The sequence below is a fragment of the Mesorhizobium sp. M0408 genome (assembly GCF_040321495.1).
Lineage (GTDB): Bacteria > Pseudomonadota > Alphaproteobacteria > Rhizobiales > Rhizobiaceae > Mesorhizobium.
Window position 1 is genome coordinate 50763 of the sequence record NZ_JAMYRO010000011.1, and the last position, 21631, is coordinate 72393.

27 protein-coding genes and 1 pseudogene are annotated in these 21631 nt (G+C 61.7%); 19 read left to right on the forward strand and 9 right to left on the reverse strand.

Annotated elements, in window-relative coordinates:
- The gene (locus NKI67_RS14940; RefSeq protein WP_352645733.1) at nucleotides 1-879 is read right to left on the reverse strand and encodes a glutathione S-transferase family protein; all 879 of its coding nucleotides are present in this window, start codon (nucleotides 877-879) and stop codon (nucleotides 1-3) included.
- Between NKI67_RS14940 and NKI67_RS14945 the strand changes: the two genes are divergently transcribed.
- From NKI67_RS14945 to NKI67_RS14995, 11 genes are all read left to right on the forward strand, one after another.
- A complete protein-coding gene (locus NKI67_RS14945) occupies nucleotides 837-1952 on the forward strand; it encodes a coiled-coil domain-containing protein (RefSeq protein WP_352645856.1) in 1116 nt (371 codons plus the stop codon). The two genes, NKI67_RS14940 and NKI67_RS14945, sit on opposite strands and share 43 nt — an antisense overlap.
- 39 nt (nucleotides 1953-1991) lie before the next feature.
- Nucleotides 1992-2720: a hypothetical protein gene (locus NKI67_RS14950; RefSeq protein ID WP_352645735.1), complete on the forward strand. Its 729-nt coding sequence runs from the start codon at nucleotides 1992-1994 to the stop codon at nucleotides 2718-2720.
- A gap of 857 nt (nucleotides 2721-3577) precedes the next feature.
- Nucleotides 3578-3832, forward strand: coding sequence for a DUF982 domain-containing protein (locus NKI67_RS14955; protein WP_352645737.1), 255 nt, complete (start codon nucleotides 3578-3580; stop codon nucleotides 3830-3832).
- A gap of 214 nt (nucleotides 3833-4046) precedes the next feature.
- On the forward strand, nucleotides 4047-4292 hold the full coding sequence (locus NKI67_RS14960) for a DUF982 domain-containing protein (protein WP_352645739.1): 246 nt from the start codon (nucleotides 4047-4049) through the stop codon (nucleotides 4290-4292).
- A gap of 8 nt (nucleotides 4293-4300) precedes the next feature.
- A complete protein-coding gene (locus NKI67_RS14965) occupies nucleotides 4301-4546 on the forward strand; it encodes a DUF982 domain-containing protein (protein ID WP_352496211.1) in 246 nt (81 codons plus the stop codon).
- 35 nt (nucleotides 4547-4581) lie between these two features.
- On the forward strand, nucleotides 4582-4947 hold the full coding sequence (locus NKI67_RS14970) for a DUF982 domain-containing protein (RefSeq protein ID WP_352645847.1): 366 nt from the start codon (nucleotides 4582-4584) through the stop codon (nucleotides 4945-4947).
- Nucleotides 4948-4985: 38 nt separating this feature from the next.
- Nucleotides 4986-5648: a TetR/AcrR family transcriptional regulator gene (locus NKI67_RS14975; protein WP_352645741.1), complete on the forward strand. Its 663-nt coding sequence runs from the start codon at nucleotides 4986-4988 to the stop codon at nucleotides 5646-5648.
- A 116-nt stretch (nucleotides 5649-5764) separates the two neighbouring features.
- On the forward strand, nucleotides 5765-6628 hold the full coding sequence (locus NKI67_RS14980; protein WP_352490782.1) for a TauD/TfdA dioxygenase family protein: 864 nt from the start codon (nucleotides 5765-5767) through the stop codon (nucleotides 6626-6628).
- 24 nt (nucleotides 6629-6652) lie between these two features.
- A complete protein-coding gene (locus tag NKI67_RS14985) occupies nucleotides 6653-7600 on the forward strand; it encodes a carbohydrate ABC transporter permease (protein WP_352645744.1) in 948 nt (315 codons plus the stop codon).
- Complete coding sequence (locus tag NKI67_RS14990) at nucleotides 7590-8426, forward strand: carbohydrate ABC transporter permease (protein WP_352645746.1); 837 nt, start codon at nucleotides 7590-7592, stop codon at nucleotides 8424-8426. The genes NKI67_RS14985 and NKI67_RS14990 overlap by 11 nt, the downstream gene beginning before the upstream one ends.
- A 28-nt stretch (nucleotides 8427-8454) precedes the next feature.
- Nucleotides 8455-9744, forward strand: a complete 1290-nt coding sequence (locus NKI67_RS14995) for an ABC transporter substrate-binding protein (RefSeq protein ID WP_352645748.1) — start codon at nucleotides 8455-8457, stop codon at nucleotides 9742-9744.
- Nucleotides 9745-10115: 371 nt separating this feature from the next.
- Here the strand turns inward: NKI67_RS14995 and NKI67_RS15000 are convergent, their stop codons facing one another.
- A complete protein-coding gene (locus NKI67_RS15000) occupies nucleotides 10116-10559 on the reverse strand; it encodes a MarR family winged helix-turn-helix transcriptional regulator (protein ID WP_352645749.1) in 444 nt (147 codons plus the stop codon).
- A gap of 97 nt (nucleotides 10560-10656) precedes the next feature.
- On the opposite strand from NKI67_RS15000, the pseudogene NKI67_RS15005 reads away from it, so the two are divergent.
- The 4 genes and pseudogenes from NKI67_RS15005 to NKI67_RS15020 all read left to right on the forward strand — a co-directional run.
- Nucleotides 10657-10725 (forward strand): annotated as a pseudogene (locus NKI67_RS15005) (hypothetical protein); the annotation flags it as partial.
- 16 nt (nucleotides 10726-10741) lie between these two features.
- Nucleotides 10742-12073, forward strand: a complete 1332-nt coding sequence (locus NKI67_RS15010; RefSeq protein WP_352645751.1) for an FAD-dependent monooxygenase — start codon at nucleotides 10742-10744, stop codon at nucleotides 12071-12073.
- 5 nt (nucleotides 12074-12078) lie between these two features.
- Complete coding sequence (locus NKI67_RS15015; RefSeq protein WP_352645753.1) at nucleotides 12079-12255, forward strand: aromatic-ring hydroxylase C-terminal domain-containing protein; 177 nt, start codon at nucleotides 12079-12081, stop codon at nucleotides 12253-12255.
- A 16-nt stretch (nucleotides 12256-12271) separates the two neighbouring features.
- Entirely contained in the window at nucleotides 12272-12445 is a 174-nt protein-coding gene (locus NKI67_RS15020) for a hypothetical protein (RefSeq protein WP_352645755.1), read from the forward strand.
- 43 nt (nucleotides 12446-12488) lie between these two features.
- Here the strand turns inward: NKI67_RS15020 and NKI67_RS15025 are convergent, their stop codons facing one another.
- Nucleotides 12489-13001, reverse strand: a complete 513-nt coding sequence (locus NKI67_RS15025) for a phosphatidylglycerophosphatase A family protein (protein WP_352645757.1) — start codon at nucleotides 12999-13001, stop codon at nucleotides 12489-12491.
- Nucleotides 13002-13235: 234 nt separating this feature from the next.
- Between NKI67_RS15025 and NKI67_RS15030 the strand changes: the two genes are divergently transcribed.
- The 3 genes from NKI67_RS15030 to NKI67_RS15040 all read left to right on the forward strand — a co-directional run bounded on the left by NKI67_RS15030 (nucleotide 13236) and on the right by NKI67_RS15040 (nucleotide 14845).
- Nucleotides 13236-13862 (forward strand): CDP-alcohol phosphatidyltransferase family protein, encoded by a 627-nt coding sequence (locus NKI67_RS15030; RefSeq protein WP_352569917.1) that lies wholly within the window; start codon nucleotides 13236-13238, stop codon nucleotides 13860-13862.
- A gap of 69 nt (nucleotides 13863-13931) precedes the next feature.
- Complete coding sequence (locus NKI67_RS15035; protein ID WP_352576915.1) at nucleotides 13932-14366, forward strand: antitoxin Xre-like helix-turn-helix domain-containing protein; 435 nt, start codon at nucleotides 13932-13934, stop codon at nucleotides 14364-14366.
- Nucleotides 14363-14845, forward strand: coding sequence for an RES family NAD+ phosphorylase (locus NKI67_RS15040; protein WP_352645759.1), 483 nt, complete (start codon nucleotides 14363-14365; stop codon nucleotides 14843-14845). Before NKI67_RS15035 ends, NKI67_RS15040 begins: the two co-directional genes overlap by 4 nt.
- Before the next feature lie 51 nt (nucleotides 14846-14896).
- On the opposite strand, the gene NKI67_RS15045 is transcribed toward NKI67_RS15040, so the two are convergent.
- From NKI67_RS15045 to NKI67_RS15070, 6 genes are all read right to left on the reverse strand, one after another.
- The gene (locus NKI67_RS15045; RefSeq protein WP_352645761.1) at nucleotides 14897-15916 is read right to left on the reverse strand and encodes an LLM class flavin-dependent oxidoreductase; all 1020 of its coding nucleotides are present in this window, start codon (nucleotides 15914-15916) and stop codon (nucleotides 14897-14899) included.
- Nucleotides 15917-16077: 161 nt separating this feature from the next.
- A complete protein-coding gene (locus tag NKI67_RS15050; protein WP_352576853.1) occupies nucleotides 16078-16284 on the reverse strand; it encodes a hypothetical protein in 207 nt (68 codons plus the stop codon).
- Between the two features lie 18 nt (nucleotides 16285-16302).
- Nucleotides 16303-17445, reverse strand: a complete 1143-nt coding sequence (locus tag NKI67_RS15055) for a DegT/DnrJ/EryC1/StrS family aminotransferase (RefSeq protein WP_352454268.1) — start codon at nucleotides 17443-17445, stop codon at nucleotides 16303-16305.
- 253 nt (nucleotides 17446-17698) lie between these two features.
- The gene (locus NKI67_RS15060) at nucleotides 17699-18622 is read right to left on the reverse strand and encodes a carbohydrate kinase family protein (protein ID WP_352645764.1); all 924 of its coding nucleotides are present in this window, start codon (nucleotides 18620-18622) and stop codon (nucleotides 17699-17701) included.
- Entirely contained in the window at nucleotides 18619-19065 is a 447-nt protein-coding gene (locus NKI67_RS15065) for an RbsD/FucU family protein (RefSeq protein ID WP_352645766.1), read from the reverse strand. The genes NKI67_RS15060 and NKI67_RS15065 overlap by 4 nt, the downstream gene beginning before the upstream one ends.
- Nucleotides 19066-19067: 2 nt before the next feature.
- Entirely contained in the window at nucleotides 19068-20297 is a 1230-nt protein-coding gene (locus NKI67_RS15070) for an ROK family transcriptional regulator (protein WP_352645768.1), read from the reverse strand.
- Between the two features lie 229 nt (nucleotides 20298-20526).
- Here NKI67_RS15070 and NKI67_RS15075 point away from each other — a divergent pair, with 229 nt between their 5' ends.
- Nucleotides 20527-21543, forward strand: a complete 1017-nt coding sequence (locus NKI67_RS15075) for a sugar ABC transporter substrate-binding protein (RefSeq protein ID WP_352645849.1) — start codon at nucleotides 20527-20529, stop codon at nucleotides 21541-21543.
- Nucleotides 21544-21631: the final 88 nt, after the last annotated feature.

Below are 21631 nucleotides of genomic sequence, written 5' to 3' on the forward strand. Positions count from 1 at the left end.
TCAATCTCGCGTGTCGCCGCCGTAGGGTGTGGCACGCATTGAAGGGCGTTCCACGAAGGATCTATACCATTGTGTCAGTCGCGGCCTTCCCTGCAAGAAGTCCGGCAGTCCCCGGAACTCCAGCCAGCTTAGACAAGTGGCGAGCGCGATGTGGCCGACATGGAGCGGCGCGTCGAATTCGACCGCGCGTTCCACGAAATTGTAGGATTCGATGAGCTTCATCGTCATGCCTGCGCCCAAGGCAGGGTAACGCAGATGTTCAGGGCGGCGCTCGTTTTCCCAGCGGATGGAAATGCCTGCGTCGCACATGCCGCCGGCGAGCGCCTGGAGGCGCAAGGCGGACCATTTTGCTCGCCCTCTTTCGGGGATGAGCCGACGACTGCTTTCGAGATCGTCGAGATAGCCGCAGATTACGCTCGAATCGAAGATCGTATAACCGTCATTGAGAACGAGAACGGGCACTTTGCTAAGCGGATTGATCGCAAACACATCCTCGTTGCGATTGATGGGGCTCGTCCTCCTCCAGAGCGTGACCTCCAGTATCTTGGAGGCTCTGGAGTGACCAGACAGAGCCGTTTTGAGCAGGGCAGCCTTTCGGGGTTTCAGACAACCCCCAGAGTAAATGAACGAAAGTTCCGTTCGTTCGAATGATGACAAGTAAGGAAATAGGAGGCAGGCTTTACGCCTTATTCGGTGCCTTGGCGTTGCCGAGGGTGCTTCACTAGCATTGATCCAGCGCCGCGCGCGTAAGTGGAGAATACAATAGCGGTGAGGGCCGCGGTCGGTGAGGTTCAGTGATGAATCATCTGCAGATACGCGGCAGGGGGTGTAGCGCCATGCTATCCCTCGTTCCGTTATGCCTTGTTCTGCTGTCGGCATCTCCGGCAAATAGTCAGTTGGCGCCCGAAGCGTCAGCTGTTGCCGCAGCTAACGACAGCTCGTCGGTCGTGGTTTCGGAACACACCGAGGTCGACAAACAACCGGGCAAGCCGCAACCGAGCGCGCTCGGATCCTATATATCTGGAGAGCTGGTGCTCAGCGAAACACAGGCACCCAAGGAGGGCGCGCAAACGCCGCTCGGCGAGCATGAGGAGGGTTTGCGCCGCGAATTGGCCGCAGCACGAGCGGAGCTAGACGTTATGCAGCGCGGCGCACGTGACCTAAGCGCCCAGGCACACGTACTGGCAGACACGGTGGCTCAGCAAGCACAAGCCCTAAAAGAGCAGCAGCGAACAGACGAAGCGCTCGCGCTCGATCTGGAGACGGCGCAGCGCGTTATCGAAAGCTACAGGGCCGAAGCCAGTCTCTGGAACAGCGAGAAGGCTGCCACGCTTGGAGCGCACCCCTCTATGGAAGTCTCTCAGCTTGCTGCCAAGCGAGCGCTTGATGACGAGCGGCACAAGGTTGAGCTCTTGGAACAAGAACTTACTACGGCTCGCCAAACGATCGATGCTCTTAAGACAGGCGCAAATCTGGCAGCCGTCGAGCAGGCCAACGCCATAAGGGACCGACAGGTGGCCGAGGCCGCTGTAAAGCAAGCTCGAGAAGCACTCGAACTGGGACGCGAACGAGCAGATTCAGCTGTACGAGGCCTCGCCATCGTTCGCATGGAACGCGATGCTTTAAAGCAGAACTCGATAGAATTGAGTGCGGCGCTGGACCAAGAGCGTGAAAGGGCTATCGGTCTAGCCCGCAGCCTCAGTGCCGCGCGTGAGGCAATTGATATTGTCAAGGGCAAGCGTCGCACTGCGGCTGTGGAGCGCGCGCCGAAAGCACGTACCCCCGCGAGTGCACATGCAAGTAGGTTATCGCGTTCGGGCAAACCGGGCTTGCCGGAAAAACAGAAAGTGAAGGTCCAAAAGTCACCGCAACCTGTTCTGCTGTCAACCATCGCTCTTCCCGCCGCATTGCTCCCAACGCGACCACCGAAAAAGCTCGAGCCGCGCCAGTGAAAACTAGTGAGCGAAATGTATGCCGCAGGAGAGACGAGAATGAAGAAGTATGTCGCGGCCGCTTTGACGATCGGGATCACAGTTGGGCCTGCCTCGGCTCTTGATGCAGGTATAAGCGGCAATGTTGGCGGTGTCGGGGTCGGTGCTGGAGTGAGCGCCGGTTCGCAAGGCGGATCTGTGGGGGTGGGCACGAGCGTCGACGGTGTAGGCGGAGCCAACGTTGGAGCTTCGGTCGGCTCAGATGACGGATCGGTCGACGCAGGCGTTAGTGCCAGCGGCACCGTAGGTGACACAGGCGGAGGGATTTCGACGGATGTCGGTGTGGGCGACGATCCAGCCGCCGAAAACGAATCGGTTACCGCTCCCGGTAGTCCGGCCGCAGCCACCACAGCCACTGCCTCTGCCAAGACCGCCAGGCAATCGATCGTCCTGCCACCCGTCCTCCTGCCCTCTAAACCTGGTGACGGCGGGTCCGAGCGGGTCACCAAGGGCTATCCCGCTGAGTTTCTGGCACCGCTGAAAGCGAAAACCGGTACGCCAGCCGCAGTGGTGCGCGCCTGCCGCGCGGCGATCGTGTCCGCTGCGACGCCGCTTGGCGCCGTCCGTGTCCACGCGGTAAGCGCAGGTGCCTTGCGTCAACGTCGAGGCGCACTCACGGCACCGATCGAGGTGCGAATAGACTACGCTAAACAAGGTGGCATCGAAGTCCGTCAGGCGCAAGTCAGTTGTCGCCTCGATGCGTCGGGCAGGGTCACTGCAATAATATAGCAGCCAAGCCTGTAAGAGGGACACACGGCGCTTAGCCGAGGTCGCTCGTGTTGGCTCGGTGATCAACCAGTGCCCGCGAGTGTGAGTTTCCTAGCCTCGACCTGTGGCCCCGCGCGCGGGCGTACTGGTCGCAAGACCTATCAAGAAGCGCGGACTCGCTGATATCGGAACACTCCTGACGAAGCATCGGCAGCCTTTGTCCCTAGACGGTGCTCCTCCCGTGCCCAAGCCCTCTTGGCGCACCGCCCAGGTGATCGTCATGACCAATGACAACCATGGGCAGGAACGGCTTGCGAACGCCGCGACATCGTCCATCTCGCGCGTCCCTTCATAGCATGCCTTGCAGGTAGTCACTTCCCCGCCCTTCGGTCGCCACTTGCCATCGAACAGACCCTTGGCGGCACGTGGTCGATGTCGACGCCACGAGCCGATCCGGCACAATAGATGCAGAACGGCTGCTGGCTGCGTAACTTCTGGCTCAGGCTCACGATGTTGGGTTCCAACTTCTCTGACGGGATTGTTAGGGCCTCGCCAGTGGGAAACGAAGGGCGCGCGGGGGGGGCTCGCGCGAGCCAGTTATCCGATCACCCGCCCAGATTTTTGTATCAAACATTCTGGCCCCTTAAGGAACAAATCCGCTCGAGGTGCAGTTCGGTCCTTTTAAGATGTAGGCCCGAATGTGGTTGAAATCGATAAAGCCAAACAGAAGGTTATTGCCGAAGTTGTGCGGCGGTGGATCACCTGAGGTAATCCGCAATTACCTTCGCAACATGCTAAATCTGCCTGTAGAACGGGAGCTGCCGGCTGAGCAAAAGTATTTGCTGGAGGAACTTGATCGGGCCGACAAAGAGTGACGTATGGCTCTCCACTGGTTCAACCCTCCGGTCCCGGTCAAGACCGAGCGTCCCGGGATCATCCACAACGTCAACAACGCCGAGACAGCCGGCGAGGAGCTGATGAAGTGGACCAAGCGTGGCCCTTGCTGGGACCTCGCGGTGCGCGTTTGCATGGCCGTGATTTTCGACGAGATGGAACCTGAGGAGGCCCGCAAGGCATTCCTGGCTGCTGCAAAAGAGGAGGGGACATTACTCCCCCCAATGACAAGTAGCTAAATTGGATGCGGTATAAGGTTCTATGTGTCTCTGACCGAACCGCCTTCGCGAAAGGAGCCCGCCGCCGGTGAGGGAGAGGGGACGGACCCCCCCACAGCGGCTGCATCCGAGAAGGACCACTGCAACTCTAAACCCGCGAGGGCCTACATCGTTCCCTTAGCTGCGGCTAAAGCGGGGTTGGTCGGCGGGCTCTTGCCGCTCTAAGTTCCCCCTTATGGGTCCTCTCTGGTTCGCTCCACCGGTCTACGTGAAGACGAAACGTCCGGGCATTCGCAATGGGGTCAGCCACGTCGAGGGAGCCGCCGAGGAACTCATGGGGTGGGACACAAAGGGCCCGAAGTGGACGAAGGCGGTCCAATCCTGCGTCGATGCGTTCGAGGGCAGAGCCTCCCCACAAGAGGTCCGTGAAGCCTTTGAGGCGGCTGCCAAGGAGGCCAACGTGTATCTCTCCCCTGAGTAGGAGGTATCATGGCAACCCATTGGTTCGTCCCTCCGGTGTTCGTGAAGACTGAAACCGGTGTCAGGCATGGCTGCAACAATGCGAGGGCAGCCCTTGAGCAGCTCAAGACGTGGACCCGGAGAGGACCCTGCTGGCATAAGGCGGTGACGCTGTGCCTGTCAGATCTGGAGGGCGATTCGATTGACCCTCAGGTGGTGCGAAAGGCCTTTGAGGCTGCCGCAAAGGAGGCCAAGATGTATCTCTCCCCTGAGTAGGAGGCGTCGTGGCAACCCCTTGGTTCTCCCCTCCGGTGTACGTCAAGACCGACCGACCTGGGGTCACCTACGGGTGTAACAATGTCGAGGGTGCCGCCGAGGAACTCCTGAAGTGGACCAAGATGGGACCTAAGTGGAGGAAGGCTGTGCAACTATGCATCGACGCCGTCGAGGATCGGGCGACCCCGGAGGAGGCCCGTAAGGCCTTCGGGGCTGCTGCTAAGGAGGAGGGGATGTTCGTGCGAAACGTTGAATGTCGCGAACTGGCGCAAATTAGTTCCTACCTGAGCGTAGAAGAAGATCCATGTACGACGGGTACATCCCATGACATTGTATGGTGTAGCAACGCTGATCGCGTCTGTGCCGACCGGCGGACGGTTGCAGCACGTTTCGTATGCTGATTGTCGCGATGGCGAGCGGCATGAATTTCGGAAGGGATATGAGAGCCAACACTTCAGGATCTCCCGGCGATGAGGCGCACTCTACCCGCAGCAGAATCAAAGAGGTCGCGGCCGAGTTCTATGTCCTGCGCGGCCACGATGGTTTCAGCTTCGGCGATATAGCGACGGCAATCGGCACGACGCGCGCCAACATCCATCATCACTTCGGCAACAAGCGTCAGCTGATGGAGGAATTGATCGCGGACTTCGCCGCCAACGCCGAGGCCCGCATCAAGCGCTTCTGGACGACCCCCGATATCCGGTTCTTCGACCGTCTCGATATGCAGCTCGAGGATCTGCGCCGCTTCTACGAACGTTTCAACGCTGAGAAGGGAGCCCGCAATATGTGGAGCCCGCTTTCGCGCCTTCGCCACGACCTCCCGGTTCTCGGCGAACCAGCGGAACGTGCCCTGGAGCGCGTCAACCGGGTCTATGATCAGAGCCTGCGTCATGCGGTGGACCAGGCGGTGAAGGACGGAGAGCTTTCCTCCCACACACTCAGCGACGAGCTCGTGCACATGCTGCGCATTACCCTTCTGTCCTGTCCACCGATGACGCAGGACACCGGAAGCTTCGACGAGGTCGCCAGGACCTTCGCAGCACTCGCCGCGATCATCCGCGCCGCTTGGCAGGATGCGGGGAAGGGCTCGGGTCGAGGCTAGACATCCGGTGGAACAAGGCGAGGGTGGGTTGACAGCCTTTGGCTTTCAAGTTACTTACTTACAGGTAAGTCAGCCCAGCCCATCATGGCGACGAGGCGCGTATTAGGGAGGATCACGTGCTGCGCGATGATGCATTCACCCGTTTCGAGGTCAGCCCCTTCACTGGAGCGCTCGGTGCAGAAATTCGTGGGATCGATCTGGCGAGCGCGAGCGAGGATGCCTTCCAGGACGTTCGCCGCGCGCTCTACAAATATCATGCGCTCGCCGTGCGCGATCAGGAGCTTGACGCCGCCGGCGTCCACAAGGTCGCCCGCCGGTTCGGACCATTTAGCGGCAATCCGGTGCACACGCCGATCGACGGCTTCGACGATATCGTGCGCTTCGTGCGCGAGCCGGACGACACGGGCAAGGTGATCGGCGAGGACTGGCACATGGACCTCGCCTGGCTACCGAAGCCACCGGGCATTACGATCCTCTACGGTGAAGAGGTGCCGCCGGTTGGCGGCGACACCTGCTTCTCCAGCCTCGAGAAGGCATATGACTCGCTTTCGCCGCGGCTGGTCGAGATCCTGCAAGGGCTGACGGGCGTTCATAGCGGCCGCGGGGTCTTCGCCATCAACGCGGCCCACAGCCGGCTCGGCGTCAAGGCCGATGTCGAGGCGATCGAGAATGCCGTCGTCGAGCATCCTGTGATCTGTCGCCACCCCGAGACAGGCCGGCGCTATGTCTTCGTCAGCAGCGTGATGACCAATTTCAAGGGGATGACAGAGGAAGAAAGCAAGCCGATGATCGACTTCCTGATGGCGCGGGCTGTCCGGCCCGAGTTCAACTGCAGGCTGCGTTGGGAACCGAAGACGCTCGGTATGTGGAACAATCCCCATGTCCTGCACACCGCCATCAACGATTATCCCGGATATCGCCGGGTGATGTACAGAACAACGGTGGAGGGCACCGTTCCACTTGCCGCCAGGGACGGCTGACGCGCAACCGCTCAGGGAGGAGCAATGGCATTTGGTTCCGTGGCGTCCGTCGGCCATAGGGGGGAAGGGCCGGCTGAAGCGGCTGGCGAGACCAAGAAGCGGCGCTTCGCGTTTTCGCCTGCCTACCTCTATGCGACGCCCGTGCACCTCCTGGTGCTTGGGATCATCGTGCTCCCCGCGATCTTCGTCCTGTGGCTGAGTTTCGAAGCCTCGTCATTCGGCCAATCGGCAACCTTCGTTGGGTTAGATAACTATATCCGCGTCCTCACCGATCCCTATTTTTGGGGTTCGGTCTGGAACACGGTCCTCGTCGTCGCCGTTGCCGTTCATATCGAACTGCTGCTCGGCCTTGGCCTAGCCCTGCTTTTCGCTTCCGGGCTTCCCCTCCAGCGCGTCATGCTCGTCGTGGTGCTCGCTCCCTACGCCATCAGCGAGGTGACGGCGGTCGCAATGTGGCGCTTCCTGTTCGATCCAGACGTCGGCCCGATCACGCTGATGCTGCGATACACCGGTCTGCCGACGCTCGACTGGACGTTCATCCCTTCTCACGGCCTCATCCTCGTCGGCCTGCTCACGATCTGGCTGCACCTGCCATTCACATTCATCATCCTCTATGCGGCACGGCTCGCGGTTCCGAAGGAGCTCTACGAGGCTGGGCGCACCGACGGAGCCAATGCGTTCCAGCTCTTCCGCAACATCACGCTGCCGCTTCTGGCGCCAGCGATGCTGATCGCGCTGCTCTTCCGCTACATCTTCGCCTTCCGCCTCTTTTCCGAGGTCTGGCTCCTGACCCAGGGCGGCCCGGCGCGCACGACCGAGGTCGTTTCCATTTATCTTTATCAGGAAGGCTTCCGCTACAACTCGTTCGGCACGGCGGCCGCGACGGCCTGGATGATGGTCGTCATCTCGCTGCTGCTTGCGACTGGCTATGTGTGGCGGCTGCGCAAGGAATCCACGGCCAATGCGTTCTAGACGTCTCGCCATCGGTGCCGGAAAGACGCTCGCTGTTGCGGCAATCGTCGTCTGGTCACTGTTTCCGATCGGCTTCATCGTGCTCTCGTCGTTCAAACCCGGTCGCGAGATTTTCGCGGTTCCACCGGAGCTCCTCTTCGAACCGACCTTCGAGCACTACGCCTCGCTGTGGCAGCGCTGGCCGGCCTTTTTCGACGGGCTCGTCAACAGCCTGGTCATCACCACCGGGGCGACGGCGCTTGCCGTCATGGCAAGTCTGCTCGCCGGTTTTGCCTACTCGCGCTATCGAGGCGTCCGTTTCCTGGAGGGATCGGTGATGTTTCTGATCGGATCGCGGCTGATCCCGCCGATCGTCGTGACGCTGCCACTGTTCCCGGTCGTCAATCGGCTCGGGCTCAACGACACCCATCTGGTGCTGATCCTGCTCTACGCGACCTTCTTCGTCTCGCTCGGCACGCTCCTGATGCGCACGTTCATTGACCAGGTACCGCGCGAACTCGACGAAGCGGCCGTCCTCGACGGCGCGCGGCCGCTGACGATCCTTGTGAAGATCATCTTGCCGCTCGTAGCGCCCGGAATGCTCGCCGTCGCCGTCTTCGTCGTCGTCTTCGCGTGGAACGAGTTTCTGTTCGCCTATATCTTCACCGCCAACCACGCCAAGACTGCGCCTTTGGTCCTTTCTGAGATGATCAGCTCGATCGATGGCGTCGACTGGGGCGTGCTCTTTGCGGCCTCTACCGTCCAATTGCTGCCGGTTCTCGTCTTCGTGGTCCTGATGAACCGGTTTCTTGTCGCCGGGTTGACCGCCGGCGCGACCAAGGGGTGACGACGTCACCGAGAAAGGGAGGAAGACAATGCCTTTGCACATGACACGCAGAGCCCTGCTGACGACCGCGATGGCCGCCGGCGCGACGGGCGCATTTGGCCGGTTGGCCCATGCTCAGGTAAAGACGCTGAACGTGCTTTGCCATCGCGTCCACCAAGCCAACCTGACGACCGGCGCCGCCGGCAATGTCATCAAGCCCTGGGAGGACAAGAACAATGCCCAGATATCCTGGACCACGCTCGACAGCAATCCGCTCCAGGACCGGCTATTCCGGGAGGCGAGCCTGAGCGAGACCGATTTCAACGTCGGCTATGTCATCGACAACCGCATGACGTCGCAGATCGCCTCGCTGTTCGAGCCGCTAGACGATCTCCGGAAAGCCGAGCCGATCGAGGATTTCGACGATATCGCCGAGGGCCTGCGCCAGTCGATGACCGTCGGCGGCAAGCTCGTCGGCGTTCCGGTGCGCCATGCTACGCAGGGGCTTTTCTACAACGAGGAGCTGCTTCAGGAGGCCGGCATTTCGGCGCCACCGAACACGCTGGAGGAGCTGGTCGAGCAGGCGAAGAAGCTGACCTTCACCTCCAGGTCCGGCACGCCCGTCGTCGGCATGATCCTTGCGAGTGACCTCGCCGTCTTCCCGGTCATGTTCGCCCGCGCCTTCGGCGGCGATTTCATCGACAAGCAGTTCAAGGTGGTCCCCGATCCGGAGGCGATGGAAAAAGGCCTGTCCGTGCTTGCCGACCTCTTCAAGGCCGGCGCGCTGCCCCGCAGCTATGCCACAACGCGCAACGACGACATGGTGACGTGGATGCAGCAGGGGCGCGCTGCCTTCGCGGTGCTGCCTTTCGCCCGCTACGCGCAGCTCAACAACAAGGAACAGTCGACCGCACCGGGAAAGATCAAGGCGATCGAGTTCCCCGGCTCCAAAACCCTCGGCAGCGGTCACGAAATGCATCCGGTCGTCGAATCCTGGGCGATGGCCATTCCCGCCAATTCGACGGACAAGAAGCTCTCCTGGAGCTACATCCGCTTCGTAGCGAGCAAGGCCGCCACACTCGACATGGCGCGCAACGGCAATGGCCCCGTCCGCACCTCGACCTATGCCGAGCCGTCGTTCGCCGGGTCGCTGCCGCAGGCGAAGGTCGAGGCTGCCGCGCTCGCCAAAGCGCGACCGGCCTTCCCGGCTTTTCCCGAAGCCGCTCGCGCTCAGTCGACGTTTCTCGAGGAGGTTCAGCTCGCAGTCCTCGGTCGCAAGAGCCCGAAGGAAGCGGTCGCCGCCATTGTCGATCGCGTCAAGCCGCTGATGCCAGCGTAATCGTACGGGCCACGTCGCCAAGTCGCCTGGTACTTGCCAGGCGACCAACCGGCGAGGATCAGCACGGTCGTAAAGTGGTCGTCGGGTGAGGCGATGTTCTATGGACCTGAATTCGATCGCGCGAGCTCAGGACTGCCTGGCAGTGCGCTGGCGCAGATAGCAGGTTCATCGCACCGCCGCCGATATCCCACTACGCGGCATAGGCAATGGCCGCTGACCGTCGGCGACTCCCCATGATCGAGGTAGATGCCATGATGCCGCTTGTCGGCACGCATGGCGTACTGACTCTGTAGATGCTTTCGAGCGGCGCCGGGACGCTTATCGCCTGCTATTTCATGTGGTGCACGGGATGCCCCCTCGGGGGGACGTAATCAACCTTCGAACTTGCCAGCCTGTAACTTTCTGACCAGGCCGACCAGCTGATCCAGATCCGCGCGTGTAAGCGCAAGCATCTCGGCAGGGGGCTTGTGATATTCCCTTGTCAATTCCTCAATGGTTGCAGCACCCTTGGCCGTAAGCTTGACAAGTTTGACACGGCGATCGCTTGGCGACGGAACACGTGCGGCGAGCCCCGCCTGCTCCAACCGATCGGTCAGCCAGGTTGCCGTCGAAGGGTCGCAGTGCCATTGAGCGGCCAATGCGCCGATCGGCTTGCCCGCATCTTTGTCGAGCGTGAAGAGGGCGCGCGAGTCGTTGGGCGTCAGGCCCAATTTCTGCTGGATCGCCAACCGGTCCGGCGCCGACCGCATCAGGAAATCAAACATCAGGCGCCATGCCTCGGTGGCGTGCTGCAAGCGATCTTGGCCCGGTCTCATTCCACGCTCCTTCGAGTCTTGACACATACTTTGACCAATCATATGATTTGATAAATCAAAATGTTTTTTTGGTCAAACCAATGAGAGGAGATCCGGGATGACCAATACCACGGTTCTCGTCGTCGGAGGCGGCCTGAACGGTCTGACGGCGGCCGCCCTACTGGCTCACAACGACATTGCGTGTGTCCTCGTCGAGCGTCATCCCGACCACGTCAATCCAGTACAAGTTTGCCGGCATCTCCCCGCGCAGCATGGAGATATTCCGAAGCCTCGGCCTCGAGGCGGAGATTCGTACAAATCGGACGGGGGACCAGCAGGCAGGCGCTATTGCGCGCGCCAGGAATCTCGCCGATCCGGAGATTCAATGGGGAGGACCGGCGTGGCCGGATGCAAGTGCCCTCAGCCCCACGCAACCGGCGACGTGTGATCAGCACGTCTTGGAACCGATTCTGCGCCGCTACGCCGAGCGGAACGGTGCAGATGTGCGTTTTAGCGCGGAGCTGGTGACTTTCGATCAGGGCGAGACCGTCGTCCGCGCGGAAATTCGCGATATCGCGACCTGCGCAAAGGAGGTCATCTCGGCCGACTATCTGATCGTGGCGGACGGTGCGAACGGTTCCCTGCGAGAAAGGCTGGAGATCAGCCGCAGCGGGGCAGGCGGCCTTCAGCACTGGATGAATGTAGTCTTTGACACGGACATGCCTCCGACGATAGGCGGCAAGCGCTTCACGTCGTGCTTCGTGACGGACCTCAACGGGACCTTCACGCCCAGGGAGGGTGGACGATGGCTTCTGGCGCTCCAGTACTTTCCCGAAAAGGGCGAGAAACCACAGGATTTTGATGAAGCCAAATGCAGGGAACTGATCATACGAGGTGCGGGCCGGTCGGACATCACGACGAGGCTTGTCGATGCGCGCTCCTGGGAAGTGGCCGCCCTCACAGCGCGCCAATTCCGCCGAGGCCGCGCGTTTCTTGTGGGGGATGCCGCACATGTGATGCCCCCAACAGGCGCTTTCGGTGGCAATTCAGGTATCCACGACGCCCATAACCTTGCCTGGAAGCTTGCGATGGTAGCACGCGGGCATGCCGATCCCTCGTTGCTGGATAGCTATGACATGGAGCGCCGGCCGGTCATCGAGGCTACGTTGGCGCAAGCGCTCGCCCGCCTACAGAAATGGTTCGACGATCCGTCGAAGCGGTTGCCTCCTCCTGTTGCGATCGTCGAGGATTACGACGTGGTATTTGGCCAACGCTACACTGCAGGCATCGTGGCTCGGGAATCCACACCGGACGATCACCCGTTCCAAAAATCCGCCAAGCTGTCGGGTCGCCCTGGCACGCGTTTACCGCATTTCGCGGTCGAGCGCGCCGGCCAGCGGATTTCGAGTCTCGATTTGTGCGATCGCGATCTTCTTCTCCTCTGCGCCGACGAAGCATGGTGTCAGGCCGCTGACGCCGTAAGCCAACGCCTCCGTATGCCGCTGACCTGCCACGCCTTGGGTGCGGGGATCTGATTGACTTGGACCATCGGTGGCCTTCCGCGCTCGGGGTTGAAAGCGGCGGTGCCGCCTTGGTCAGGCCTGACGGCTTTGTCGCGTGGCGATCAATGCACGGTGTGCCTGATCGCGTACAGGTGCTGATCGAAACACTTGACGGGTTTGGTTTCCGTACGCAGGCACACGAACACCATCGGTGAGCGGCGGCGAGTGCGGGTGCCTCCTGCGTTCTGGCACGCCGATGTCGTCGCCGGGAATGCGGGCGATGCCAAGGGCGCAGACGGCCAGCGCACGAAGCCCGGCCGCTACGACTTCCTTGCCGATCCCATCGCCTGGAATGGCCGCGATCCTGTGGCTTCGCATCGGTCCGGTCTTCCCTTGTGGCGCTAAACTCCGATGGATCACCGTGGCCTTGGCAGACCGAATGTCGCCGTTACCGCAAATGGTCAATCAAACCGTTCAGCAGGAGCAGCAACGCCCCAGCGACGACAGCCGCGGCCGCGTCGTCCAGCATAATGCCGGCCCCACCCCTTACCTTGTCATGCACGATACGGATGGGCCAAGGCTTGACGACGTCGAAAAACCGGAAAGCAAGGAAGCCTGCTGCCCACCAGAGTGGGTCGATCGGAAGCATGGAAAGTGTCGCGGCGGCGCCGAAGGTCTCATCGATGACGACGATCTGCGGATCCTCCGTCCCGGTACGGGAGATAACATGCGATGACGCCCATACGCCAACGGCGAACAGGGCCGCATAGGCAAGCACGGTCAGCCAAGGCGATGCAGGTATCAGAGCTGCGGCAACAGCCACTCCAACCATTGCGCCGACCGTGCCCGGCCATATTGGAGATAATCCCGCGCCAAGAGAGGTCGCGAGCAGGTAGGCAAACTTGGGTGAAAATTTATGCATCGAGTTTCGGCCGGCTTCCGACGGATGGCAAGCAATCATAGTCACATCGTTCGGGTGCGACCGCCAGACCGCCGGCCGATTTGCTCCGTCAGCTTGGCGAGCGCCTTATTCCGCCGGCCGCATTCGCCGAAAGAAATCGCTGTTGCGGCGGGTTGAGAACGTTGCTGAGCCAGTTCTCCGTCTGCGTTGACCAAGTCGAACGGTGGCGACGGTGGAACAAACCCGCAAATTGCTGGTAAAGCTCGGTGAAACGACATCATCAGAGGAGCCGCCATGATCGCCGGTCTCATGAAAAGTCGCATCGACCCGCTATGGGAGCAGGCCGCCTCTCCGCTGATCGGGATCGGCATGACGCCGAACCAGGTTACGGCTAGCGGGCTCGTGCTCGTCGCCTTGTCGTCGGCCGCCTATGTCTATCACCATTCAAGTCTTGCCTTTGGCCTTTGCCTGGCGTTTGCCTTCACCTTCGACGCGCTGGACGGTGCGGTCGCCCGCCGGACAAATATGAGCACCAAGGCCGGTGGCTATTTCGACGCTGTCGTCGACCGCTATCAGGAATTGGCCGTCTTTGCGGCAATCGGCTGGGTCGCCGATCTGTGGGCGATCGCAATGTTCGCGTTCGCCGGCGGGATACTCACAAGTTACGCCAAGGCACGGACGGCGCTGGAAATTCCCGTAGAAAACCATGGTTGGCCGGATTTCTTCGAGCGGATGGAACGTCTGGTGTTCATTTGCGTGCTGCTCGCCGCGGACGGAGTCGCGACCGCCATGGGCGCGGCTTCGCCCTGGATTCTGGCGGGTGGGTTCGCGCTGTACGCAGTGCTGGCCAACGCCACAGCGCTACAACGGATCAGTCGTGCATTTGCGATGCTTAAACGAGCCGACGGCAACCAGCCGTGAGACCGCAAGAACGCTTGCATTCAGCCTCATGTGAGGCTATATACTGCTTCATATGAATGGGAAGCAGAGATGTTAGCATTTGGAAATATAGCCGACGTGCTGGGGCTGTCGCCCAAGGAAACGGCTGCACGGTCGCCATTCGGGCTGATGGCTCGAATTGAAGGCGGATTGCCCATCGGCGCGCTCGAACGCGTCTCACAATTGCTGGCACCGGCCGATGCCCAATTCAAATACCGCCTCGTTCCAAAGGCAACCTATGAACGTCGCAAGAGGGGCGCTCTTCGACTGTCTTCGGAGGAGGGCATGCGGGTGGCACGGGTGGCTCGTGCATGGGACTTGGCCCTCGACGTCTGGAAGATCGAAGATGAGGCTCGTGACTTTCTATTTCGACCTCATCCCATGCTGGAAGACCGACGCCCGATCGAAATGGTCATCCAAAACGAGATCGGCGCCGAGCTGGTGATCGATATCCTTGCAGGCCTGAAATACGGCACTGCCGCTTGACGGCGCAGATACTCGATCGGACGCTGCCGTGCTTCAGGATCGGCGATCCTGCCGGCATCTATCCGATCTTTGACGCGACGGGCTCGACGATCGCGCCCGGCCGCTGGAACACGCCTGGCAGCCCAGTGATTTACACCAGCGAGCACTATTCGACAGCGTTGCTGGAAAAGCTGGTGCACGGCAGCGGCAGACTGCCGCCCAACCAGCACTACGTCCAGATCATGGTTCCGCGCGGGCTAAGCTACGAGATATTTTCGCAGCCGTCGCTGCCGGGGTGGGATATGATGCCGGCAAAGGTGAGGAAGGAATTCGGCGAGACGTGGTATGTCGAGCGCCGCAGCGCGATCTTGATCGTGCCAAGCGTCGTGGCTCGCCTCGACAACAACGTGTTGATCAATCCGACCCATCCGGAGTTTGCCTTGATCACAGCCAGCCTGCATCAACCCGTATATTGGGACAGTCGCCTGTTCGGCTCCTGAGCAGGTCAGGAGGGGCAGGTTCCTGCCTGCGGCGTCGATTGTTCAAACTCGTCAGCGCCAGGCCAAGCCTGGGGCGACATGGGTCAGAATCGCCTCGATGACATGGGCGTTGTAGTCGACCCCGAGCTGGTTGGGGACGGTAAGCAGCAGCGTATCGGCCTCCGCGATGGCTTCGTCGCCCTTTAGCTGCTCGATGAGGATGTCCGGCTCGGCGGCATAGGAGCGGCCGAAGACGGCGCGCCTGTCTGCCTCGATGTAACCGAACTGATCTCCGCTCTCATTGCCGCCGAAATAGGCGCGGTCGCGATCGTCGACCAAGGCAAAAATGCTCCGGCTGACCGACACCCGCGGCTCGCGCGTGTGTCCGGCCGTCTTCCAGGCCTCACGAAAAGCCCGGATCTGTTCGGCCTGCTGGATGTGAAACGGCTTTCCGCCTTCGTCGAATTTGAGCGTGGAGCTTTGCAGGTTCATCCCCAGCTTCGCCGCCCATTCCGCCGTGGCGTTGGTGGCGGCGCCCCACCAGATGCGGTCGCGCAGGCCCTCCGAGTGTGGTTCAACGCGAAGCAGGCCGGGCGGGTTGGGAAACATCGGCCGCGGATTGGGCTGCGCAAAGCCTTTGCCCAGCAACACTTCGAGCAGCACTCCGGTGTGTCTGCGGGCCATGTCGGCATCGCTCTCGCCCTCTTGCGGGGCGTAGCCGAAGTAGCGCCATCCCTCGATCACCTGCTCCGGCGAGCCGCGGCTGATGCCCAGCTGCAGACGCCCTCCGGCGATTAGGTCGGCGGCGCCGGCGTCCTCGGCCATGTAGAGCGGGTTCTCATAGCGCATGTCGATCACCGCCGTGCCGATCTCGATTCGGCTGGTCTTCGCCCCAACCGCCGCCAGCAGCGGGAAGGGCGAGGCGAGCTGGCGCGCGAAGTGATGCACGCGGAAATACGCGCCGTCCGCACCCAGCTCCTCGGCCGCGACGGCCAGGTCGACGGACTGCAAAAGCGCGTCGGATGCCGTCCGCGTCTGCGATTGCGGCGAGGGCGTCCAATGCCCGAACGAGAGGAAACCAATCTTCTTCATGAGAACCAGCCTAAAGGGGAGCCAGGTGCAGACTATGCTGCGGCGCGCAGCAAAGCATCGCAAAATCGGTGCCGATGATCGCCTGCCTTGACGCGCAAAGCTTGAATCGGCGGTTGTTGATCAACGATGCCGACCGTGCCGAGCTGCCGTCGGACGCGAGTCTAGGAAGGTGCCGCGAACGCGAGCAATATCGCGATGAGGATCAACAGCGGTCCCATCCATTTGAAGCGAGTCCCAAAGTTGGTCCACCATGCTTGCTGCTGGCCGGGGCGAGCTTGGAACGGGTCCGCGAGAAATCCGAAGCCGACGCCAGCCATCCACAACCCGGCGCAGAACATGATGAACTCGTCGATGTATTCCGCGACCACTCTTCGAAACTTTCGAATTTATGCCGCCGCTACATGCGCCGAATTCGAGCCGATATAGTTACGGATCGTTTCGATGATCCGGTCCTGGTCAGCCTCGCTCAGATAGGGATGCATCGGCAGGCACAGGATGCGCTTCGGCAACTCTTCCGAAACGGCAAGGCCGGTCGGCGTGCGCGGATAATCGCGATAGGCAATCTGGCTGTGCAGCGGTTTCACATAGTAGATGACCGACGGAATGCCCTTTTCACCGAGATGTGCCTTGAGCCCGTCGCGTTTCGGCGTTTCGATGGCGTATTGCGCCCAGGCCGAGCGGCCGCCGCCCAGATTGCGCGCCGCCTTGACGATATCGCCGAGACCTTCGGCATAGCGATTGGCGACCGCTTGCCGCGCCACCATCTCGTCTTCGAGGATGGCCAGCTTCTCGATCAGGATCGCCGCCTGAAGCGTGTCGAGCCGTGAATTGATGCCGACGCGGACATTGTCGTATTGCGTTTCGCCCTTTCCGTGAAAGGCGAACGAGCGCAGCTGTTCGGCCAGCGCATCGTCATTGGTGAACATCGCACCGCCGTCGCCATAGCAGCCGAGCGGCTTTGCCGGATAGAAGCTGGTCGAGCCGACGGTGCCGAACGAGCCGCACATCTTGCCGTGAGCCGAGCCGCCGGTCGCCTGCGCCGCATCCTCGATGACCATCAGGCCTTCGCGATCGGCGATGGCCATGATCGCCTCGTAATCGGCGGCGAGGCCGAACAGGTCTACGGGAATGATTGCCTTCGGCCTCAGCCGGCCCTCCGCCTTGATCATGGCGATTGCCGCCTCGAGGCTGGCGATGTCGATATTGTAGCTGTCGGCATCGACATCGACGAACACCGGTTCGGCCTTGGTCAGCGCCACCACTTCGGCCGTGGCGGCGAAGGTGAAGCTCGGCACGAACACCGCATCGCCCGGGCCGATGCCGGCGGCAAACAGCGGCAGCAGCAGCGCATCGGTGCCGTTGGCGCAAGCGACCACGTGCTTGGTGCCGATATAGGCGGCGAGCTTGTTTTCGAATTCGGTGACCTGCGGCCCCAGAATATAGCGGCCTTCGTCGACGACGCGGTCGATTGCCGCTTTCAGCCTGTCGCGGATGCGTTCGCGCTGCGCGCCAAGATCGATGAACTGCATGTCGGCCTCAAACGGTTTTAGCCAGATAACCGGCCGCTGGTAGCAGACTTGGCACGGCCGAGAAAGCCGCAGGGCAAAACCCTGAATTGCTCAAGTGTCGCAGCCTGTTACCTCTGATTTCCGATCTGCCCTCTTAAACGCGGGGAAATCCGGGCTTCGGCCGGCCTGATACAGGCTTCGCATCCCGCCCGCCAGGCTGGACGAAACATAAAGTGATCGCCGGTGAGCAGTCCATGGGCTGCGCACCAGCCGGTCAGGCGATTTCATGCCGCCATGGCGGGTTGGCGCCGGCCCGCGATACCGTCACCGCCGCGGCTTTGGCGCCGAGCGTCAGCGCCTTGTGGATGGCTTCTTCCGGCAAGCTGGCGATTGCCGTCTTCGACAGCAGGCCCTGCTCGTGCAAGGAGGCGAGGATGCCGGCATTGAACGTGTCGCCGGCGCCGACCGTATCGACCACCTCGACCTTGTCCGGCACGACCGTGACGCGGTGCTGGCTGCTGTAACCGACCGCGCCCTCGCTGCCGTGGGTGACGACGATCAGCTTCGGGCCGTGATCCAGCCAGTTGCGGACGACGTCCTCATGCGAGCCGGCTTCGCCGAACCAGTTCAGATCCTCGTCCGACAGTTTCACGATGTCGGCCATCGCCATCATGTTGCGGATGCGCCTGAGGTGCTTGGCTTTGTCCGGAATGAAGTTTGGCCGGATGTTGGGGTCAAGCATCATCACGCGGCGCTCATGCTCGCGTCGCATGAACTCCTCATAGGCCGATCCGGCGGGTTCCGAGATCAGGCTGATGGCGCCGAACAGCATGGCCTCGATCTCGCTGCCGAGTTCCGGCAGGTCCTCGATGGTCAGCATGCGCCCGGCGGTGTTCTCGTCGTAAAACGTGTAGGTCGCCTGGCCATTCGTGAGCCGCACGAATGCGAGCGTGGTCGGCCGCGGCGAAGTGTGCGCATAGGTCGAGCTGACTTCGCTGGCCCCCAGCGCCTCCCTGAACTGGCCGCCGAACAGATCCGACGACAGGCCGGAGAAGAAGCCGGCCGGCGCGCCGAGCCGGCCGAGCGCAATGGCCGAGTTGAAGACGGCACCGCCGACATAAGGCGCAAAGGCCGGCTCGCCCTCGGTCGTGGTGCGCGGCAGCATGTCGATCAGGGCTTCGCCGCAGCAGAGGATCATGAAGTCTTGCTTTCCGGCGGATAGATCACGCCCTTGCGAATGATGATGTTGGCATAAAGCCGCGGCTCGCTCGTCGCGACGATCGCGTGCGCGGCCTTGACCCGTGCATAGAAGTCAGCGCCGGCAAGCGCAACCACCTTGCGGCCCGGCGCACGCCTGGCGCAGATCGCTTCCATCTCATGGTGAACCGGATCGGCGAGCAGGGGATCGCCTTTGGCCGAGGCGCGAAACAGCGCCTGCGGCACGGCGTCGTCGACAGGCAATACGCTCAATACCGCATCGAGCACCGGGGCGAGATGATGACCGTCGGCGCGGATCAGCCGCTGTGCCTGCTGTTCGGCCGGGTAGTTGCCGTCGACCAGCGCGATCTCGTCGCCATGTCCCATGGCGCGCAACATCGCCAGAAGCTCCGGGCCGAGCAGCGCCGGGATACCGATCAGCATGCTCAGAAGCTCCGGGAAATCGTGGTCGAGCCGATGAGGAAGCGCTCCGATAGCGGCAGGCTGGCGCCACCCAGCGCGCGCGCATGGATGCCGACCGTTCCCTCGCGAACGGCCGGCAGCCTCAGGCCTTCGCCGTCGATCCTGCCGATGGCTTCGATGACAGCATCGACAAGCCGCCGGCGCACGCCGAGCGGCATCCATCCGTCGATCACCGCCGCTTCGAAATCGATGACAGAGGACGCCGCCACGATGGCATAAGCGAGCGCCTGCGAAGCGCTGGCGATCCAGTCGTCGAGCTCGGCACCGATTTCGCCCCAGTCCCCCGGTGATGTCCACAGATGCGAGGCCTCGACGCCGCGTGCGTTGAGCGCTTTCTCCAGCATGGCGATCGATGCCACGTCGATCAACTGCGTCGGCTTGCCGTCAGGCCCGGGCACTGGCATTGAGCCCAGCGCGCCGGCATTGCCGGTCGGGCCGCCAAACAGCCGACCGTTCAGCACGATGCCGCCGCCGGCAAAGGCGCCGATGTAGAAATAGACGAAATCGCGCGCCGCACCCGCCGCCTGGCCGAACACGAGCTCGGCGCCGCAGGCCGAGGTGGCGTCGTTCTGCAGATAGACTGGAAATTCGCATTGCGCCTGGATGTCGGCGCGGATGTCGCGATGGCGCCATTCGTCCATGATTTCACGCGGCGCGCCGGCGGTATCGGCCCAGTTCCACAATTCGAACGGCATGGCGATGCCAAGCCCGGCGATGCGTTTGTCCTGCGCAGGGGTGAGTTCGCCGCGCATCTTCTTCATGCCGCTCGTGACGAATTCCACCGTCTCGCGCGGCGCCGGATAGCGGTATGAATGCTGCAGCATCGAGCGCACATTGCCGAGGAAATCGATCAGCACCAATTCGGCGCTGCGGCGGCCGATCTTCAGGCCGATGAAATAGGCGCCGTCGGGATTGAGCGCCATGGGTATCGAGGGCTGGCCGATCTTGCCGCGCAACGGCGCCTGGCGGACGAGCAGGTCGTCCTCCTCCAGCTCGCGCATGATGACGGACACTGTCTGCGCCGAAAGGCCCGTCATGCGCGCAATATCGGATTTGGCCAGGCTGCCGTGCTGACGCACCAGCGACAGCACCAGCCGCTCATTGTGGTCCCGCATGCCGCTTTGATTGGTGCCGCGGTGCAGACGGCTTTCGGCCGCATCGGGCGAACCGTGCCTCGTAACGCCGGTCTCCACCCCTGTTCCTCCCGTCGTTTCCCCTCAATGCTTTTGGTCTAGAGTGGGTGAACAATCCTGCGATGTCAATAATAAATAAGAGTGATTTAATTATTGACAGTGCTGGCGGACTGGTGTCTCTTGAGATCGGCGTCGACACTGGGAGATTTCGTCGGACGCGCTGCTGGTGCCGGTTGGCCGGCATCCTAAATGGTTCCATGGGAGGAAAATCGTGACCACGTCAAAACTGTTGAAATCCACCGTGTTTGCCGCGGCCGGACTGAGCCTGATGGCCTTTGCGTCAACGGCATCGGCCGCCGGGCTCGGCGCCTGCTTGATCACCAAGACCGACACCAATCCCTTCTTCGTCAAGATGAAGGAAGGTGCCGCCGCGAAAGCCAAGGAAATTGGTGTCGATCTGAAGGCCTACGCCGGCAAGGCGGAAGGTGACAATGAGGGCCAGGTTGCGGCGATCGAATCCTGCATCGCCGACGGCGCCAAGGGCATTTTGATCACCGCCACCGACACTGCGGCCATCGTGCCGGCGGTGAAGAAGGCGCGTGATGCAGGGGTGCTGGTGATCGCTCTGGACACCCAGCTCGAGCCTGCCGACGCCGCGGATGCGACGTTTGCGACCGACAATTTCAAGGCCGGCGAGCTTATCGGCTCCTGGGCAAAGGCCACCTTGGGCGACAAGGCCAAGGACGCGCACATCGCCTACATGGATCTTATCGCCAGCCAGCCCTCTGTCGACGTGCAGCGTGATCAAGGCTTCATGAAGGGCTTCGGCATCGACCTCGGCGACCCCAACAAGATCGGCGACGAAACCGACGCACGCAATGTCTGTCACGATCTGTCGAGCGGCAATGAGGATGGCGGGCACACTGCCATGGAGAATTGCCTGCAGAAGGATCCGGATATCAACGTCGTCTACACCATCAACGAACCTGCGGCCGCGGGCGCCTACCAGGCGCTGAAGGCCGTCGGCAAGGAGAAGGACGTCCTGATTGTCTCGGTCGATGGCGGCTGCCCGGGTGTCAAGAACGTTGCCGAGGGCGTGATCGGCGCCACTTCACAGCAATATCCACTGCTCATGGCCTCGCTCGGCATCGAGGCGATTAAGACCTTTGCCGACAGCGGCAAGAAGCCTGAGCCGTCGCCCGGTCTGAACTTCTACAACACCGGCGTGACGCTGATCACCGACAAGCCTGCCGCCGGCATCGAATCCATCGACACGAAGCAAGGCCTCAGCAAGTGCTGGGGTTGATTTGATCCCCTGATCGGCTCAACTTCAAAAGAACAATAGAGAATGTGGAGCGGTTTCGGCCGCTCCACATCACAGGCGGGAGGTCGAC